Source organism: Erysipelothrix sp. HDW6C, assembly GCF_011299615.1.
GTDB lineage: Bacteria > Bacillota_I > Bacilli_A > Erysipelotrichales > Erysipelotrichaceae > Erysipelothrix.
Window position 1 is genome coordinate 1031869 of record NZ_CP049861.1, and the last position, 17508, is coordinate 1049376.

At 40.2% G+C, this 17508-nt stretch carries 16 protein-coding genes, 1 pseudogene and 1 riboswitch; of the genes and pseudogenes, 12 read left to right on the plus strand and 5 right to left on the minus strand.

The window, feature by feature from the left end:
• The first annotated feature begins 7 nt into the window (after positions 1-7).
• The 8 genes and pseudogenes from rbsK to sdaAA all read left to right on the plus strand — a co-directional run bounded on the left by rbsK (position 8) and on the right by sdaAA (position 8075).
• Entirely contained in the window at positions 8-919 is a 912-nt protein-coding gene (gene rbsK, locus G7062_RS04675; protein WP_166064774.1) for a ribokinase, read from the plus strand.
• Between the two features lie 258 nt (positions 920-1177).
• The gene (locus tag G7062_RS04680; protein WP_166064775.1) at positions 1178-2290 is read left to right on the plus strand and encodes a carbohydrate kinase; all 1113 of its coding nucleotides are present in this window, start codon (positions 1178-1180) and stop codon (positions 2288-2290) included.
• 13 nt (positions 2291-2303) lie between these two features.
• Complete coding sequence (locus G7062_RS04685; RefSeq protein ID WP_166064776.1) at positions 2304-3227, plus strand: pseudouridine-5'-phosphate glycosidase; 924 nt, start codon at positions 2304-2306, stop codon at positions 3225-3227.
• Positions 3228-3614: 387 nt separating this feature from the next.
• Positions 3615-3716, plus strand: a riboswitch (purine riboswitch).
• 76 nt (positions 3717-3792) lie between these two features.
• Complete coding sequence (locus G7062_RS04690) at positions 3793-5169, plus strand: NCS2 family permease (RefSeq protein ID WP_166064777.1); 1377 nt, start codon at positions 3793-3795, stop codon at positions 5167-5169.
• A 22-nt stretch (positions 5170-5191) separates the two neighbouring features.
• On the plus strand, positions 5192-5764 hold the full coding sequence (locus tag G7062_RS04695) for a phosphoribosyltransferase family protein (RefSeq protein WP_166064778.1): 573 nt from the start codon (positions 5192-5194) through the stop codon (positions 5762-5764).
• Positions 5765-5827: 63 nt separating this feature from the next.
• On the plus strand, positions 5828-6427 hold the full coding sequence (locus tag G7062_RS04700) for an SIMPL domain-containing protein (protein ID WP_166064779.1): 600 nt from the start codon (positions 5828-5830) through the stop codon (positions 6425-6427).
• Between the two features lie 76 nt (positions 6428-6503).
• The gene (sdaAB, locus tag G7062_RS04705) at positions 6504-7175 is read left to right on the plus strand and encodes an L-serine ammonia-lyase, iron-sulfur-dependent subunit beta (RefSeq protein WP_166064780.1); all 672 of its coding nucleotides are present in this window, start codon (positions 6504-6506) and stop codon (positions 7173-7175) included.
• A 7-nt stretch (positions 7176-7182) separates the two neighbouring features.
• Positions 7183-8075: pseudogene (gene sdaAA / locus G7062_RS04710) on the plus strand (L-serine ammonia-lyase, iron-sulfur-dependent, subunit alpha).
• 8 nt (positions 8076-8083) lie between these two features.
• Here sdaAA and G7062_RS04715 read toward each other — a convergent pair.
• The 3 genes from G7062_RS04715 to G7062_RS04725 form a co-directional block, all read right to left on the minus strand.
• On the minus strand, positions 8084-9691 hold the full coding sequence (locus G7062_RS04715) for a hypothetical protein (RefSeq protein ID WP_166064781.1): 1608 nt from the start codon (positions 9689-9691) through the stop codon (positions 8084-8086).
• Positions 9681-10379 (minus strand): ABC transporter ATP-binding protein, encoded by a 699-nt coding sequence (locus G7062_RS04720; protein ID WP_166064782.1) that lies wholly within the window; start codon positions 10377-10379, stop codon positions 9681-9683. Before G7062_RS04720 ends, G7062_RS04715 begins: the two co-directional genes overlap by 11 nt.
• Positions 10380-10891: 512 nt before the next feature.
• Positions 10892-11842, minus strand: coding sequence for a phosphorylcholine transferase LicD (locus G7062_RS04725; RefSeq protein WP_166064783.1), 951 nt, complete (start codon positions 11840-11842; stop codon positions 10892-10894).
• A gap of 94 nt (positions 11843-11936) precedes the next feature.
• On the opposite strand from G7062_RS04725, the gene G7062_RS04730 reads away from it, so the two are divergent.
• Entirely contained in the window at positions 11937-13292 is a 1356-nt protein-coding gene (locus G7062_RS04730; RefSeq protein ID WP_240915983.1) for a DNA polymerase IV, read from the plus strand.
• Between the two features lie 9 nt (positions 13293-13301).
• Here G7062_RS04730 and G7062_RS04735 read toward each other — a convergent pair whose 3' ends face one another.
• Entirely contained in the window at positions 13302-13859 is a 558-nt protein-coding gene (locus tag G7062_RS04735) for a CueP family metal-binding protein (RefSeq protein WP_166064784.1), read from the minus strand.
• Positions 13860-13870: 11 nt separating this feature from the next.
• On the minus strand, positions 13871-14113 hold the full coding sequence (locus tag G7062_RS04740; protein ID WP_166064785.1) for a hypothetical protein: 243 nt from the start codon (positions 14111-14113) through the stop codon (positions 13871-13873).
• Between the two features lie 124 nt (positions 14114-14237).
• Here G7062_RS04740 and G7062_RS04745 point away from each other — a divergent pair, with 124 nt between their 5' ends.
• The 3 genes from G7062_RS04745 to G7062_RS04755 are packed head-to-tail and all read left to right on the plus strand — an operon-like array spanning position 14238 to position 17496.
• A complete protein-coding gene (locus G7062_RS04745; RefSeq protein ID WP_166064786.1) occupies positions 14238-14927 on the plus strand; it encodes a response regulator transcription factor in 690 nt (229 codons plus the stop codon).
• Positions 14917-16356 carry an ATP-binding protein gene (locus G7062_RS04750; protein ID WP_166064787.1) on the plus strand — a complete coding sequence of 480 codons (1440 nt, stop codon included), beginning with the start codon at positions 14917-14919 and terminating at the stop codon, positions 16354-16356. The genes G7062_RS04745 and G7062_RS04750 overlap by 11 nt, the downstream gene beginning before the upstream one ends.
• A gap of 12 nt (positions 16357-16368) precedes the next feature.
• On the plus strand, positions 16369-17496 hold the full coding sequence (locus G7062_RS04755; RefSeq protein ID WP_166064788.1) for a VanZ family protein: 1128 nt from the start codon (positions 16369-16371) through the stop codon (positions 17494-17496).
• Positions 17497-17508: the final 12 nt, after the last annotated feature.

Here is a 17508-nt window from a genome sequence, read left to right on the forward strand (position 1 = left end):
GATATCAATGAGCAAGATTGTAGTCATAGGAAGTATTAATGAAGATACCAGTTTGCGCGTTCACCATTTTCCAACTGAAGGCGAAACAATAATCGCAGACGCAGTTTCCATTAACAATGGTGGTAAAGGGGCAAATCAAGCCGTTGCCGCTGCTCGATTAGGGGGAAGTGTTGCAATGATTGGTGCGGTTGGAATTGATGGGTCTGGAAGACGAATGATTGCTGATTTTCAAGGTGAGGGTATCGATACACAAGGAATAATTCAAAAACAAGATCAAACAGGATTTGCCATTATTAATGTTGACCAACAAGGCCACAATAATATTGTCGTCTATCCTGGCGCAAACCATGCCATTTCAAAAGAAGATATTGATGCGCATCGTCACCTTATTAAAGATGCAGATTATTGTTTGATTCAATTTGAGATACCCATGGCAGTCATCGAATATGCAATCATGGTATGCCGTGAGTATGAGGTGAAGGTTGTGCTGAATCCTGCACCGTATTCATCCTCATTCAATCCACAAGTGCTTAAAGATGTTGCATACTTTGTTCCCAATGAACACGAGTTTGCGAGCAGCATTGGGTCGAATATTGACTTCAATACCGTTGACGAATTTGAATTAAAAAAAGTCGCAGAATCATTTGTAACAGAGTATCAATGCAATCTTATTGTAACGCTGGGTGTACGTGGATCGCTACTGGCGACACCCACGAAGTTTGTGGTGGTCGATGCAATTCAAACACAAGCCGTGGATACTACCGCAGCAGGTGACACATACATTGGCGCATTGACAAGTCAACTCTCTCAAAGCATAGACATTGACGAAGCCATGAAATATGCATCAAAAGCTGCAGCATTGACTGTTTCAAAAATGGGTGCGCAAACGTCAATTCCATATAAAAAAGATCTTACATAAAAAAACGAATCTTAGCAATTGCTAAGACAAAAGACAAGTTCAAAGAACAAAATATCGAAATTATGAATCAAGGCAAGAAACCGCTTACGGTAATTAGTGCTATTTGAGTAGGTTTACACGTTAAAGACACCCCTTATGTAGTGAATAATTACCTTAGCAAATGCTTAGTACAACTGTCGTAAAACCCATTGATATGGGGATATTTGGGTGTTATAGTGACATTGTAAAGATAAGCTAGAACGGGAAGGAGAAAATAAAATGGCACAGAAAAAGAAGTTAATGACTGACACAGAAAAGCGTATTTTCCGCATTCTTTCAGATGACCCATTAATATCCCAAGCCGAATTGGCGCACAAAGCAAATGTCTCACGCTCATCGGCATCCGTCCATATTTCAAATCTTATAAAAAAAGGTTATATCGCAGGACGTGGATATGTGATTAGTGAGTATGAAAGTGTCGTTGTAATTGGAGCGGCAATGATTGATCTCTATGGGAAGTCAACCAATCCACTTATTGAAGGTGAGTCAAATCCTGGAAAAGTTGAAATTCACCCTGGTGGTGTTTCACGTAATATTTCTGAGAATCTGGCACGATTAGGAATTAAAGTCAGTCTGATTACATCGCTCTGTGATGATCCATTTGGAAAAGTAATCAAAGACAGTTGCGATGATTTGGGAATAGACTTAACCCATTCCTATTTCTTAGAACATGAGGTGTCTACAATTTATATGGCTCTTTTGGATAATGATGGGGAAATGAAATTGGCCTTATCAGATACAACTGCACTTGATAAAATGCCGATGGACCATATCATTCGCAAAGAGTCTGCTATCAATCGTGGTGAGGTCATCGTCATGGATGCATCGCTGCCACAGGAAATTATGCGCTATGTTGTAAACCATCATAAAGATAAACGCATTATTATTGATCCCGTTTCCATTGGTAAAGCCAAAAAGCTTGTTGATTTTATAGGGAAGTTCCATACCGTCAAATGCAATCGAAATGAGGCAGAGTTTCTGTCTGGTGTAAAGATTGTTGACCAAGCCTCTCTTGAACTGGCATCCCAGACTTTAAGAGATAAGGGTGTGGAACAAGTATTCATCACACTGGGTTCCAAAGGTGTGTTCTTTCAAAATAGTGTCAAAAAAGGATCAGTCCCAACATTGGCAACTGAACTTGTGAATGTCACCGGAGCAGGGGATGCATTTACGGCCGGAGTGGCATATTGCACACTCTCAAATATTGATATTGAACAAACCGCAATGTTTGCTTCAGCAATGTCATCGTTCTCACTTGAGAGCATGCGCGCTGTAAGCCCAAATTTATCGTTGCATGAAATCAATCAACGACTTGAAAAACTAGAAAAATAAGAAGGAGACTACCATGAACTACAAAGACTATATGATTATCAATGAAGAGGTCCAACATGCATTGGACAACAATCTACCCGTTGTTGCTTTAGAATCTACAATCATCTCACACGGATTTAACTATCCAGAAAACTTAGAGTGTGCACGTGAGTGCGAACGTATTATTCGCGAAAATGGTGCCATTCCCGCTACAATCGGAATTATGGGTGGTAAAATCGTGATTGGTTTGAATGAGAAACAAATCATTCACTTTGCAGAAAACCGCACGACACCTAAGTGCAGCCGTCGCGATGTTGCTGCAATTATTGCCAAAGGAATCGATGGTGCAACAACAGTTACAACAACAATGATGTTTGCGCAAATGGCAGGAATCAAAGTCTTTGCAACGGGTGGTATTGGTGGTGTTCACTTTGATGGTGAAAACACGATGGATATATCCGCGGACCTTGAAGAACTTGCACGTACTAACGTTGCAGTTGTATGCTCAGGCGCAAAATCAATTCTAGATATTCCACGTACCCTTGAGTACTTGGAGACCAATGGTGTCACAACACTTGGATACCAAACCGCAGCATTCCCTGATTTTTATACACAAGATAGTGGTAAGAAAGTTGATTACCGTTGTGAATCGACGGATGAAATTGCAAAGATTATTGTAACGAAAGATAACCTCGGCATTGATTCTGGAATTATTATTGCCAATCCAATACCAGCGGAACATGCTTTGGATACTGACTTCATTTCATCACTGATTCAACGCATTGTTAAGGAAGCTGCTGATCAAGGTGTTATTGGAAACAAAGTTACACCATTTATTCTTGAAGCTTTACATCGTGAATCTGAAGGAAAATCTGTTGTTGCTAACAAACAATTAGTCTTCAATAATTCTCGTGTTGCATCACTTCTTGCAATTTCATACAGTAAGATTCAAAAATAATCGGACATTCAGATCTGCATCGTTCTCCCCACATTAAGTTGGATCTGAGTCAACCCTTTGGAGCGTGCTCATCACACCTTCCGATTGGCCGATACCAATTGACCATCGTCTAAGCTGAGCCCAACACACTGTGTTGGGCTTTCATATGCCCTGCAAATATCGATTCGTTACATTTAAAGCTCTTTTTAGAACGCACTTGCGCCAAAAATATCCATGCATTGGTACAATACGAAATACTAAAAGGGGGAATTTTAATGATAGAGAAAAATATTAAACGGCTTGTTATTGCATCAGTCTTACTTATTACAATTCAGCAACTCGTTTTCGCAGCCTAACCGTATGTAAATATTAATCAATGTTGGTTTGACTTCAACCTTTGGCAATGATACTATTCATACATAAAAGCTCCATATATTTCTGGTAATACGGTCCGGAAGTTTCTACTTGCATCCCGTAAAGATGCAAACTATGGCACAAGATAGCATATGTGGTTAACACATCTTTTTTTGTTATTCTTCTGCCAGTGATGGCAGTTTTTTGTTTTCATGGACAAAAGGAGGATAACATGAAAAATTGGCTTAATCAGTATTTTGGTATTGAGGCTGCAAATTCAACGATTAAACGTGAGTTTACAGGGGGACTGACTGCGTTTCTTTCGATGTCGTATGTGATTTTTGTAAATCCAATTGTATTAGGAAGAGCGGGAATGCCTGAAGACGCCGTCTTTATGGCAACAATTCTTTCATCAGCAATCGGTATGTTAATTATGGGGTTTTATGCAAAGTTTCCAATGGGTGTTGCGCCTTGCATGTCAATGAATGCTTTCTTTGCATTTTCGGTTGTTATTGGTATGGGGATGCCATGGCAAACAGCCCTTGCATCAGTTTTGGTTGCTGCAATTTTATTTTTAATCCTATCGCTATCAGGATTTAGAGAGAAACTAACGCTAGCCATACCACAGACAATCAAACAAGCTGGAAATGTTGGTTTGGGAATATTCATAGCATTCGTAAGTTTTAAGAATTCAGGAATCATTGTTCCTGATGAGAGTATGTTTATCGCCTTTGGGGGATTTAAAGATCCAAACGTCATTATTGCGATTGTTGGAATCGTAACGGCTGCTTTTTTCTTAATTCGCAGAAACCGCTATGCTGTGTTCTTCGGAATGCTTGGAGCGGCTGTTTGCGGCTTGGGATTGCGCTTTATGGCAGATGCCGGAATATTGGTCATGGGCGCTGAAACTCTCGCTAGTTTGCCGCAATTGCCCGCTGGAAGCCCAGTGATAATTCCGACCGTTCCATTTCAATCCATGTTGGATCATACCTTTCTTGTTGCAATAAAAGAAATTCCCAACCTTTTCAATCCACAAGGGATAATGGTGGTTCTTATCTTTTTATTTCTTGACTTCTTTGGAGCCTCGACAACATTGTCAGCAGCTGCATCACAAATTGATGATGTTCCCGCAGAGTCATTTGAAAACAATAAGAAGGTCTACATTGCGGATGCTATAGGTGTAGGAATTGGTGGAATTCTCGGAACATCCAGCTTGGCACCTTATATTGAATCTGTCTCAGGAATTCTTGCTGGAGCGCGTACGGGTTTAATGAGTGTTGTCACAGCAGGTTTCTTCTTGCTTGCAGCATTCTTTTATCCAACACTCTCTTTGATAACATCGGCCGTAACAACACCAGCAATGGTTCTTATCGGAATCTTCATGATGCAAAATGTTACCAACATTAATTGGCGTGGTGGTTTCGAGGAAGTAATCCCAGCGTTTATCACAATTATCATGATGCCCCTAAGTGGATCTGTTGCGCTTGGGTTAACACTGGGTTTTGTCAGTTATGAACTATGCATGATCTTTGCGGGGCGTGGCAAGGAATTGGGACCGGTTATGCATTTTATTGCTCTCATTTCAATTGCATATATGGTAACATTGTAATAATACTTAGGAGGAAAGAACCATGGATCTATTAAAAACAAAAATTCAAAGCGAAGGAATCGCACGTACAACCGAGATATTGGATGTTAGCACATTTTTCAACGCAGGTGTTGATGCAGTGTTAATGGATGCAATTGGGAAAGACTTTGCCGAAAAATTCAAAAATGAGGACTTTGATGTTTTCGCAACCGTAGAGAGTTCGGGAATTGCACCGGCTGTGTTTGCAAGCTTGTATGCGGATAAACCACTTGTAATCATAAAAAAGAATGATAAGGAACTCGATTCGGAAGTCTATGTACAGCAGGCATCATTTTCATTCACAAAGAATAACCACTATTACCTAACAAGTCGTAAATTTTTACTTGAAGGGAAACGTGTAATTTTGATTGATGACTTTCTCGCTCAGGGAAGTGTTGTAACAAATGTCGAAGCATTACTCCACAAAGTGAATGCCGACTTGGTAGCAATTGGAATTTGCATCTCAAAGAATTATCAACCGGGCTATCAAACATTGATTGATGCGGGACGAAATTTGTACTGCCAAGTTCAGTTGGCGTCCCTTGACCCCGAAACGAATTCAATAATTTTTGCATAGTTTCATGTTTCAATCATGCAATTCATCGCATTTTGCGGTATTATAATATTACGAGGTGGAACTATGACAAGAATATTAAGAATTGAAGGCCGTGGCCAAGTTAAAGCAAAACCAGATATGATGCGTTTCCATTATGAATTGGTACAAGATGCACCATCATATGGTGAGTCGTATGATAATCTTACGGCGCAATACAAGCAAATTGTTGCCGCATTCAAGAAAGTCGAATTTAATACCGTTTTGATTCAAACATCATCGATAGATGTTTCAATCATGCATGAGACAAAAGAGACACCAAAAGTGTTCCGTTCATCGCAACGCTTAATTTTCGAGGATAAAATTAACTTTGATAAGATGTCAAAACTCTTAGACGTGCTACGTTCCAACGATGATTTTAATTTCTCGCTTTCGTATTTTGTAAAAGATTCTTCACGCTACGATAATGATGCGCTTATTCTCGCGATTAATGATGCCAACGATCGTGCAAAACTGATTGCTGAGACGGCTGGAATTAAGTTGAACGGTATTCAAAGTATTGAGTATGGATCTATGGGTGGTGGCGGTCCTGTAATGTACCGATCCATGGCGGATACAGCTGTCGGCATGAATGCCTCTGATATCATTATTAGTAAAGATATTTCAATTACATGGGACATTAAATAGGAAACTCCATAATTATGGAGTTTTTTCTTCGTTCCGCTTCATTGCGTGTTAAAATAGAGACAATGGAGGATTCATAATGGCTAAGCAAAATTACAAATCTGTTTTTGATATTATTGGGCCGGTAATGGCAGGCCCGAGCAGTTCCCATACTGCAGGAGCAGCGCGTATTGGTAAAATCGCTCGGAACATCTTTTCAGCAACACCGGAAAGTGCGAATGTCTATTTGTATGAGTCTTTTGCAGATACATATCGTGGGCATGGGACGGATGTCGCTTTGGCAGCTGGATTGATGGGAATGGAACCCGACGATGACCGCTTGCACGAGTCCTTGCTTATTGCACAAGAAATTGGGTTTGATATTCGCTTTATCCCATTAGCAGAGAAAGTTGACCATCCCAATACTGCGAAAATTGTCATGCGATCGGGTGATCGTAAGATGAGTGTTGTCGGTGTTTCAATCGGGGGTGGCAACATAAAGGTTGTAGCAATTAATGATATCGCTGTAGATATTGATGGTGGCACACCAACCATTCTCATCTTCCATATTGATTGTCCGGGTATGATTGCTAACGTTGCCCGTGTACTTAGTGATCTTCACATTAATATTGGTTCCATGAAAGTTGATCGTGAAGAAAAGGGAAAGCGTGCGTATATGGTCATTGAACTGGATCAAGACGAACTTCACACATCCTTGCAATCGCTTCGAGAACTCGATAATATCCTCGAAGTGCTTTATATAAGAAAGTAGGTGCAGCATGTTTAAATCAATTGAAGACTTGGTGCAACAATCCGAGTCCGTAGGAAGTATTGCGGAAGCTGTTATTCGAGCTGAAATAGAACAAAGTGGTTTGGATCGTGAAACGATATGGAATCATATGTCTCGACAACTGGAAGTTATGAAGCGAACTGTTGAACGCGGTGTCGCTGGTGTCAAATCAAAAACTGGATTAACAGGTGGCGATGCCCCAAAAATTAGAGAATATTTAATGGAACATGAAAGTATTTGTGGATCCACAGTGATGACTGCTGTTCAAAATGCCATTGCTACCAATGAAGTGAATGCGGCGATGGGCTTAATTTGCGCAACACCCACAGCGGGAAGTGCAGGTGTTGCACCAGGTGTTCTTGTTGCACTAATTGAACGCTATAATCTTACAGAAACACAACAAGTTAATTTTCTTTTCGTCGCTGGAGGGTTTGGTTTGGTTGTTGCAAATAATGCATCAATTGCAGGTGCAACAGGTGGGTGCCAAGCTGAGATTGGCAGTGCGTCCGCAATGGCGAGCGCAGCAACTGTCGAAATCCTTGGGGCTCACCAACCATGGCTTCTCATGCCTTTGCAATGACCATTAAGAATATGCTGGGTTTAATTTGTGATCCCGTGGCGGGTCTTGTTGAAGTTCCTTGTGTGAAACGCAATGCACTCGGTGCATCACAGGCCTTAGTGTCGGCAGATATGGCCTTGGCTGGGATTCAAAGCATTATACCTCCTGATGAGGTTGTGGCGACCATGTATAAAGTTGGGAAAGAACTGCCTTCTAAATTTCGCGAAACAGGCGAGGGTGGACTTGCGGATACCCCAACCGGTCGGCGCTATGAAAAAGAGATATTTGGAGAACGAACAAAGGGAACGACTCAAAGTGAGTAATTCCCTTTTTATTCGCGCAATTTGAATGTTTTATGGCTTATCAAGCGCACGATAAGTGTAGATACTCCAATAAACATGAGGGCGAAGATGATAATAATAGTGTGGATATTTGCAATTGATCGTAAGATGGATTGATTGTAAGCAAGCATGACAACGGCAATGTTTGCGAGTGTATACGGAAGACTCTTAATTTCCATATTACGATTGAATGGTTGCAGCACATAGTAGAGGAATAAATGATAGGTGGAGAAGAAAATTGATAAAGCTATAAAATCGAAAGCAGTTATAATAACGGTACTATTGAGTTCGAGATATCCCAAACTTCCCCAAAGTGTGAACCACACTAATGCAAGTGCTACCGGGATAAAGTTGATGGCTACAAGATTTCGTAATCGCACAAGGTACTGCTTCCAAATTGTTTCTCTGCGACGGTAAAATGCATAGTGAAGCAGGCTGTAATCAGAATTCAGATAAAATGCACGCGTGATTCGCTGTGATGAATTTATTGCATAAGTAAAAAACACGAGGAATCCGAGGGAATCAAGCGTAATTGCATTCAATCCTGATATGAGAACAGTATAGAAATCGGGTTGGAATCTTTGACAATAGATCAATATGAGTGTTGTCAAGCTCCCAATTGCCATGATTGCGGCTCCAATGTTGCGAATGGGTTTGTACCATATACGTCGGTGTCGGGCAAAGAATAATGAATTGAGCAGGCGATAACCAGAATACTTTGAAACGGTGGCAAGTGATGCATCTTTCGAAGCTAAGTCATCAATTCGAAGTTCCTGTTTTGTTAATTCCAACATTTGCTGTGAAGCATCGGTGCTTAAATTCATTGTAGTGCGAATGTACATGTTGACGGCATGAAAATCATTGAAATCTTGTGTGATGCGATATGCATACAATGCGAGAGATAACATTATTGCAAGAAGGGGTAGTAATATCCAAACAGGGATAAACGGCGAAAATGCAAATAAAACGCCGAAAGAAGCGTAGGCGATTGAAAGTAGAATGCGACTACGAATGCGTAATTGTCGCTCGTATCGCGTGAAAACAATCGTATTGACTGCTTCAGCAAGTATAAAATTGACGACTGGAAAACTCAGGCTAACGAGTAAATAAGGGTAATACTGTGGTTGATGGGATAGAATACTGAACAAGAATATCGATAAAATGATGCCATAAAGCAAGCGGTCAAGAATTCGTTGACGGTACTGGTGATGATAATAAGTTTTAGCATCCAATTTAAATAATGAAATGAGCAGCCACTTTGTTTTGTTATCTTCAAATAATAAGGTATCTTCAGTACCCAAAAGATTGAGTGTAATTGCAACACCAAGTACAAAATGGACATTGTTGATATCAAAGTTAAAAGTTCTGAAAAGCATCCCAGATAGCAGGATGATCCCCAAAGCCATAAGTACTTTTCCAAGTATTTTCTTAATACCCACTATAATCCGTAATACAATGCGGTAGATGTTTTTCAGGTCATCATTATAATATGCATTTTCAGAGATTTTAGATCCTATAAATGGCAATTTACGAAGAAAGTAAAGAATTTGATTGACACGTATCGCGCTTTGGATTTGTTCGATGGATTTACTTCTCATGATCATCTCTTAAGATTTCAAGAATCTCTGCCTCAAAGTCGGGGTGGTGAAGACGTTCATTGCTCAATGCTTGAATTTCTCCATGTTGTAAGACAACAACTTCGTCACAAATATCACGCGCGATCTGAAGAATATGAGTGGAAAGAATCATAATGCAGTCATTTTTGATGTCCATCAAGAGATTCTTCATTTCTAATGAGGCAACTAAATCAAACGAAGTAAGGGGTTCGTCAAGGAAAAGAACAGTAGGTTTCAAGATTAAAATGCAAATCATCTGAAGTTTATTTCGCATGCCATGAGAATAGTCTTTAATTAGTTTATAGCGGTCTTCTTGATTGAATTGAATTTGATCAAAATAAGTATTGATGTCTTTACGATCAAGTCCTTTATCCTTATGGATATCAACGAAGAAATTTAAAAATTCATAGCCAGTTAAAAATTCAGGAAGCATGGGCATGGCATAGACATACCCAAAATCTTGATCAGATACGGGTCCGGTCTCATCAAAATAAACACGACCTGAATCACTGCTCATTTCTTGGCTTACACAGTTAAAAAAAGTTGTTTTACCACTCCCGTTTCGGCCTAAGAGTGCATAGATTTTCCCGCGTTCAAAGGTTGCGTTGACATTACGTAGTACATGTTTTGTGTCAAAACTTTTATTCAAGTTCTCAATAATGAGTTTCATGAGTTCCTCCGGTGTGTTGTATATATAAGGCAATAATACAATAATCTTTGGTGGAAATCAAATGGTGATGCTGTGAATTGGGTCTTATGTCATTGAGAGCACGTTTTGAGACATTCAAAAGGTACGAGGGTGGGACTATGGTAATCTTATGGAAAGAAGGTATTTATCTATGAAACATATTGAACATTATCCCTATCCATACACACCACTCTTAAAGCAAAATGCGGCACCCCATGAACTATTTGAAGGGTTATTTATTGAAGTTCGCACCATCGAACGGTATGAAAAATACGGAATGCTTCTGGCATCGGAAACAGAGGATATCTTGGTTGTGAAACTTGGATTTACGAACATACACAAAAGAAGCCATGGCGTGGGAAGTTTATTCACGTCAGTGCTTCTTGGTGATACAATTTGTCCGCTGGAATCGGTTGTCGATACGCGCGAGAACTTGTCAGCATTTGAGGTCATTACCCCTGCGAGTTGTTGCGAAAAGTGCTTAGTAGTTCGTGTTAATCGCGGTCCGATTCCTCAGCACGCTCTGCGGATTCGTTTTTATGATTTGTTGCATCAGCATCTTGCGATTGTTTCCCTTGATTCCTCTGCATCTCCTCAAGAATATCTTGGCGAAAGATAAGTTCAACAACACCATGGTGGGGTGTTTGCTCCGCTTTGGGTGGATAGCTTAAGTAATCTCCATACGTATTCAGTAACATGGCTTCATAGTTTTGAGGTACAGGAAAATAACTCCCTTCAAAAGGAAATAGTGTCGCACTATTATGCTCTTGGATGGTCCTTCGGTAATCTGTATATTTTGGAAAACCTTGCGTCATATGCGTAACAGAATCGCTATCTGTATAGCCTTGGTTATAACGTGTCATGATGTCTGTTTGTTTTCGATTGAGGTATTGCATGGAGCGAAGGCTCTGGGGATGGGTGACTAATGTTCGCATGAATTCAGAAAAACTATTCGTTCGTAAATAGGAAACACGATGAAGTTTTGTTTGTTGTAAAGTGTATATTTTTTCTTGGTGCCGATCACGCTCTTCTTTTTGCGATGGAATAACATCGTAAGGGAATACATCAATAAAAATACCATGGTGTACATCCATGTGTTTCCATTCCTCTTGTAAAGCCAATGATCCATTGAGCCTAATACGTGTGAATGCATGTACGAATTCAGGGTCGCTTTCAAAACTTTGAACGAAAATATTGGGATGATTCCATGATTTAGCATATTCGAGAAACGCATCATAATCCCAGCGGAGCATCGCAATATCGATATCATCATCCCAGGGAATAAAACCTTGATGGCGTATGGCTCCGATTATGGAACCAAAGTCGAGTGTAAAATGTAGCGTATGTTTTTTGCAGAATGCTTTAAATTCAGTAAGTAAGTAGAATTCAGATAATTGAAGTTGGCGGAGTGTTTCAGTAGTCATTGTTTGATCAGATACGATCATAATCAAAACTCCTCTCTATTATCATGAAATCTGGAAGTGACTTCATGAGTACAGTATAGCGTGTGCGCGTGTTCACGACGTGAAATTTGGGAAGATGACAGAATTCGTCGTAAACTCTTGGTATAATCAAGTCATGAAATGGGGTGATGCCATGCCAAACCGAATAATTTTTCATATTGATATCAACCATTGCTTTGCACAAATTGAGGAAATGATGAATCCAGAGCTTCGCAAGGGTCCGATGTGTGTTGGTGGCGATGAGAAAAAAAGAAGTGGAATTGTACTTGCACGTAATCTTAAAGCACGAGAATTCGGTATCGTCACTGCTGAGACGCTTCGCGATGCATTCCAAAAATGTCCTGCGCTTCGTGTTGTACCCCCTCAGTATGATAAATATGTCTATTACACATCATTAGTGAAAGATATTTATCGCGAATATACGGATAAAGTTGAATCCTATGGTTTGGATGAAGCGTGGCTTGATATTACGGAATCTGCGCACCTTTTTGGGAAACCCTTTGATATTGCCTATGAAATTCAAAACCGTGTACTTGAGGAATATGGCTTAACTGTTTCTGTAGGTGTGAGTTGGAATAAGGTGTTTGCGAAATTAGGGAGTGACTTGATCAAACCATCTGGAATGACAATCATCACGCCTTATAATTTCAAGGAAATTGTTTGGCCACAACCCGTTGATTCACTCTTGTTCATTGGTCAACAAACAAAACCCAAACTTAACGCCATGGGAATTTTTTCGATTGGAGATCTTGCGCAAACCCCAATTGAGAAACTGGAGCATCAGTTTGGTTTGAAAGGAAGTGAAATGTGGCGCTATGCAAATGGACTGGACGCGAGCGAAGTGGATGCATTTGGCCATGTTGATCCACCCAAAAGTATTAGTAACAGCACCACACCGCCTCATGATATCAATACATTACGCGAGGCAGAAATTATTCTGCAAAGGTTGTGTGAAAGTGTTGCTTCAAGGATGCGTGACGAAAAGGTGCGGGGCTATGTTGTCACTGTATCACCTCGGGATGTGAATTTAAAAAGTTTCAGTCGGCGCAGAAAATTAGACCATCCGATAAATCTTACGCGAGACATTTTGAATGTTGCGATGACACTACTTTCTGAGAGTTATGATTTTGATGCATTACCCCTACGAAGTATTGGGGTTAATGTCAGTAGATTGATTGATGAAGATAAGGTTGTGGAACAGATGGGTTTATTTGAGCGTTCACAAATTGAAGATCAAAAAGAGCATACAATTGATACAACCATTGACATGCTGCGCGATAAATTTGGATTTCATACCATCAAACGTGGTTCAGCGCTCTTGAATAAAGATATTGAGAATTTTGATGCGAAACGTGCCCACAGTGTGTTTCCGGGTCGGAAAAGAATTGATAATGACGAAGAAAATTTAGACAATAAGAAAAGCCCTCGGTGAGAAGGGCTTTTAACTTAAATGGAGTGTCGTGAGACACGTTGGGTCGGATGCAAATGTACTGATATTTGCTGTAGCGATTTGTCCATAATGTGTGACTGTAATTGTACCTTCGGTATTGCGTGGTAACCAAATTCCGGCAAAACCATTTTTAGCCGTTGTAACACGACCGCTAAAAAGTTCTGTGCCGAGGGTATCTTTAACGATAACCTCAAAATCACGATTCACCAATTCTCCTTGACATCCAGTCGGTACATGGTCGGTGCAAGGATGAGTGATATCATTATATGGTGCAAATGAAAGGTAAAACAATTCATCGCTTATATCAAGTGTCACCGTTTCTTGAGTGTCTTTCAAAATGAGCTTTGATGCGGTTATTTGAGCGTTTAAACCTTCGGGTTTGACATCCGAACCATCCAAGTAGTCAATGAGTTGAACGGTATTCATATCTGCAAGCTTATAGTGTTCAAGAAATGCTTGCGATGAATCATTGCGACTTGAAATGTAAAACAATCCCCCCAACCCAATGAGTGCAACTGCAAAGGTTGCGATTATGAGTTTTTTATTCATAGTTTCTCCGTTTATTGTGTGCGACGGTGGCAATGACCGGAGTCATCACGATTGCGCATGTGTGTGTTCATATTTTGATCGTGGTAATTTGCACAATCTTCAGTACGATGGTTTCCGTGCCATGTGTCGTCTTCGATAACATCAACAATTGTTTGCGAATTGTCTGTTGCATTAACGATTGATGTTGAAACAACAATACCAAGGAATAAAACAAACACACCTGATAGTACGCGTAATGTATAATTTCGTTTCATAAGTAACCTCCTTGACTAAAGAATACCAATCAATTGTGGCGAAACAATGACATTTATGACGAAATTGGAAACAAATAACACAAATGAGTGTTCAGCCTATGCTACCATATCTACAGGTGATAGCATGGAAAAAATACTGATTGCAGATGATAATCAAAATATTACGAATATATTGAAAGACTACGCACAACGAGAGGGATTTGATGTTTATGTTGCTGAGGATGGCGAACGTGCACTACAATTGGTTGCGCAACATCGTTTTGCCATGATTTTATTGGATGTCATGATGCCGGTGATGGATGGCTTTGATGTATGCAAAAGCATCCGCTCGCATTCCAATGTTCCAATTATTATGATAACTGCTCGGGGTGATGATTACGATCGCATCATGGGTTTGGATATTGGTGCCGATGACTATATTGTAAAGCCTTTTGTTCCTGCTGAGGTGATGGCGCGAATCCGTGCAATTTTAAGACGTATTGGTCACACTCAAAACGCAAACATATTGGAGATTGATTCATTAATGGTAAACTTGGATGAATATGAGGTTCGCATTGATAATGAACCGATTCTTCTTACAAAGAAAGAGATTGAGATTCTATGGACCTTAATGGAATTTCCAAATCGTGTATTCACGCGTGATAATCTGCTCGATAAGGTTTGGGGGACGGATTATTATGGTGACAGTCGAACGGTTGATTCACACATAAAACGGTTGCGATCAAAACTTGATGGCAAGGGTTCAATGGGGTGGGCAGTGGCAACTGTTTGGGGATTGGGATATAAGTTTGAGGTGAATCATAATGCGTCATAAAATGACTCGAAAACTCGTTCTATATTTTTCAATAACTTTGCTGGTGTTTGCTTTGATTCTTGGCTTTGCTTTCTCATCCATGTTCCGCGAATCAACCCGTGATCAAGCACGCCAAGATTTGCAGTATCGTGCAGAGACGATTGCAGGCTCCTTGGCTGTTCATTTAGAAAATACGCAATCAAGTTCGCACATGGGACATATGAGCTCACGGCGTGCGTTTACATCGTACTTGGAGGCGCTGGATGAAGTTGCGATTGGTGATGTTTGGATTGTCGACCCTGATCTGAAAATAATCAAGCGTGGTCAAGAATCTGCAGATATTGAACTTCGTGACCTTCCACGCGGTGGCGAACAACTTATTCTCGATGCTTTGGGTGGGAAGACAGTTTTCAGTGACGGTTTCAGTGAACTTCTAAACTCTGAATCCGTGACTGTTGGTGTTCCTATCATCGGCGCTGATAAGCAAATTGTCGGAGCGGTACTGCTGCACTCACCGATTGCGGGGATTGATGCTGTGATTAATCATGGTTATCATGTATTGTTAATCAATAGTGGTGTTGCGTTGCTTCTCTCAGTTCTCGTTGCCATTATTTTGTCCAATCGCTTTGTTAAGCCACTCAAGAAAATGAGTGATACCGCGCTTCAACTCTCGAAAGGTGATTATAAAGTGCGAACTGAAGTATCATCCTCGGACGAAATTGGTGATTTGGCCAAAACACTTGACATCCTGTCTGCACAATTGGAGGCAGCAGCAATTCAACGTGATAATTTGGATCACATGAGAAACGAATTTTTTGCCGATATATCGCACGAACTACGGACGCCAATTACAGTTCTTAGAGGCACCCTTGAGACGCTTCATGATACACCAACCCTTGATCGAAACGACCATGTTGCATACCATGAAACGATGATTCAAGAAGTGGTCCATCTGCAAAAATTAGTTGATGATTTATTGGATTTCTCAAAATTAAATGCGACCGATTTCTCCCTTGATATGACGACAGTAAACATCGCTGATATCATCAACGACAGTGTAAGAAGTCTTCGCATTGCTGCTCAAAACCGCAACATAACAGTTCGCGTTTCCGTTAGAGAAACCGTTGAACCGCAAACCGCAGACTATGCTCGCTTGCGACAAATGTTCACAATCATTCTTGACAATGCATTGAAATTCACATCACCTGACAAGGGTGTTGATATTATCGTATCCAAACGTTCAGTAACAATTCAAGACTATGGGAAAGGGATTGCACCGGAGAATTTAGAGAAAATATTCAATCGTTTCTACAAGACGTCGGGAACTGATAACGAGTTGGGCAATGGGATTGGCTTGGCGATTGCTAAACAAATTGCGGTTCGTCATGGTATAATTATCACAGTTGAAAGTGAACCGAATACCCAAACGTCATTTGTTTTTGAGTTCTAGAATCGAGGCATTATGCAAGTTTATCTTTACCCAATTCGACAAGCAGCAATAATCTTTATAGGCATTGTTTTCATGATTATGGTTCCATTTATGATTGTGCAATACCGTAAGTATGGGTCGGTATCAACGTGCCGATCACTTATTTTATATTCTTTTTTATTTTACATGATATGCGCCTATTTCCTTGTAATTTTGCCATTACCCGCACGGGATTCGGTTACAACATCTTACCGTGATATGATGCAATTAATACCGTTTAATTTTATAGGGGATTTCTTTCGAGAGACAACACTCGTACTCTCACAACCATCTACCTATCTCCCTGCTTTGATGCAAGGTGTGGTGACACAACCAATCTTTAATATTATTATGTTAATCCCCTTTGGAATCTATCTGCGCTACTATTTCAATCGAAGTTTTAAAGAAACACTGATTCTATCATTTTGTTTGTCACTTTTTTTCGAACTTACGCAGTTATCCGGTCTTTATGGAATCTATTCGGGACCGTACCGCTTGTTTGATGTTGACGATTTGATGTTGAACACATTAGGTGGGGTTATTGGTTTTGTCATTGCTCCAGCGATTACATACTTCTTCCCAAGCCGTGAAACGATTGACACTTTAAATTATCGCAAAGGTCAACGGGTTACATATCTCAGACGTTTTATCGCCTACAACCTGGACCTTATGGTTATTGGAGTCCTAACAAGTATGTTGACAATGGCGTTTAGAGCCATTGGAATTACGAGTTCAACCGAACTCTATGTAAACCCACTTGTGTTCTTTGGATACTTTGTAGTATTCGCATACATAAACCATGGACGAACGCTGATGCAACAACTTTTAAAAATTGAAGTAACTTCTCATACTGGAGAATTGAAACTCTCACAATTGTTTTTAAGAGGACTCCTATTCTATATTGGAATTTACCAAGGTCCAGCAGTTGTCAACAGCCTGTATACCATGGCTTTAGATAATAATGCTGTCGATCTTCTTTCGACATTGATGTATCTTGCATTAACACTGGGGTGGTACGTATTCCTTGGAATCCACTTGGTATATACTGCATTCAAGCAGAATCGCGAATTGTTTTATGAGCGCATGAGTAAGACCTATTTTGTAAGTACTGTAAATGAATAAAAAAGATGGAGG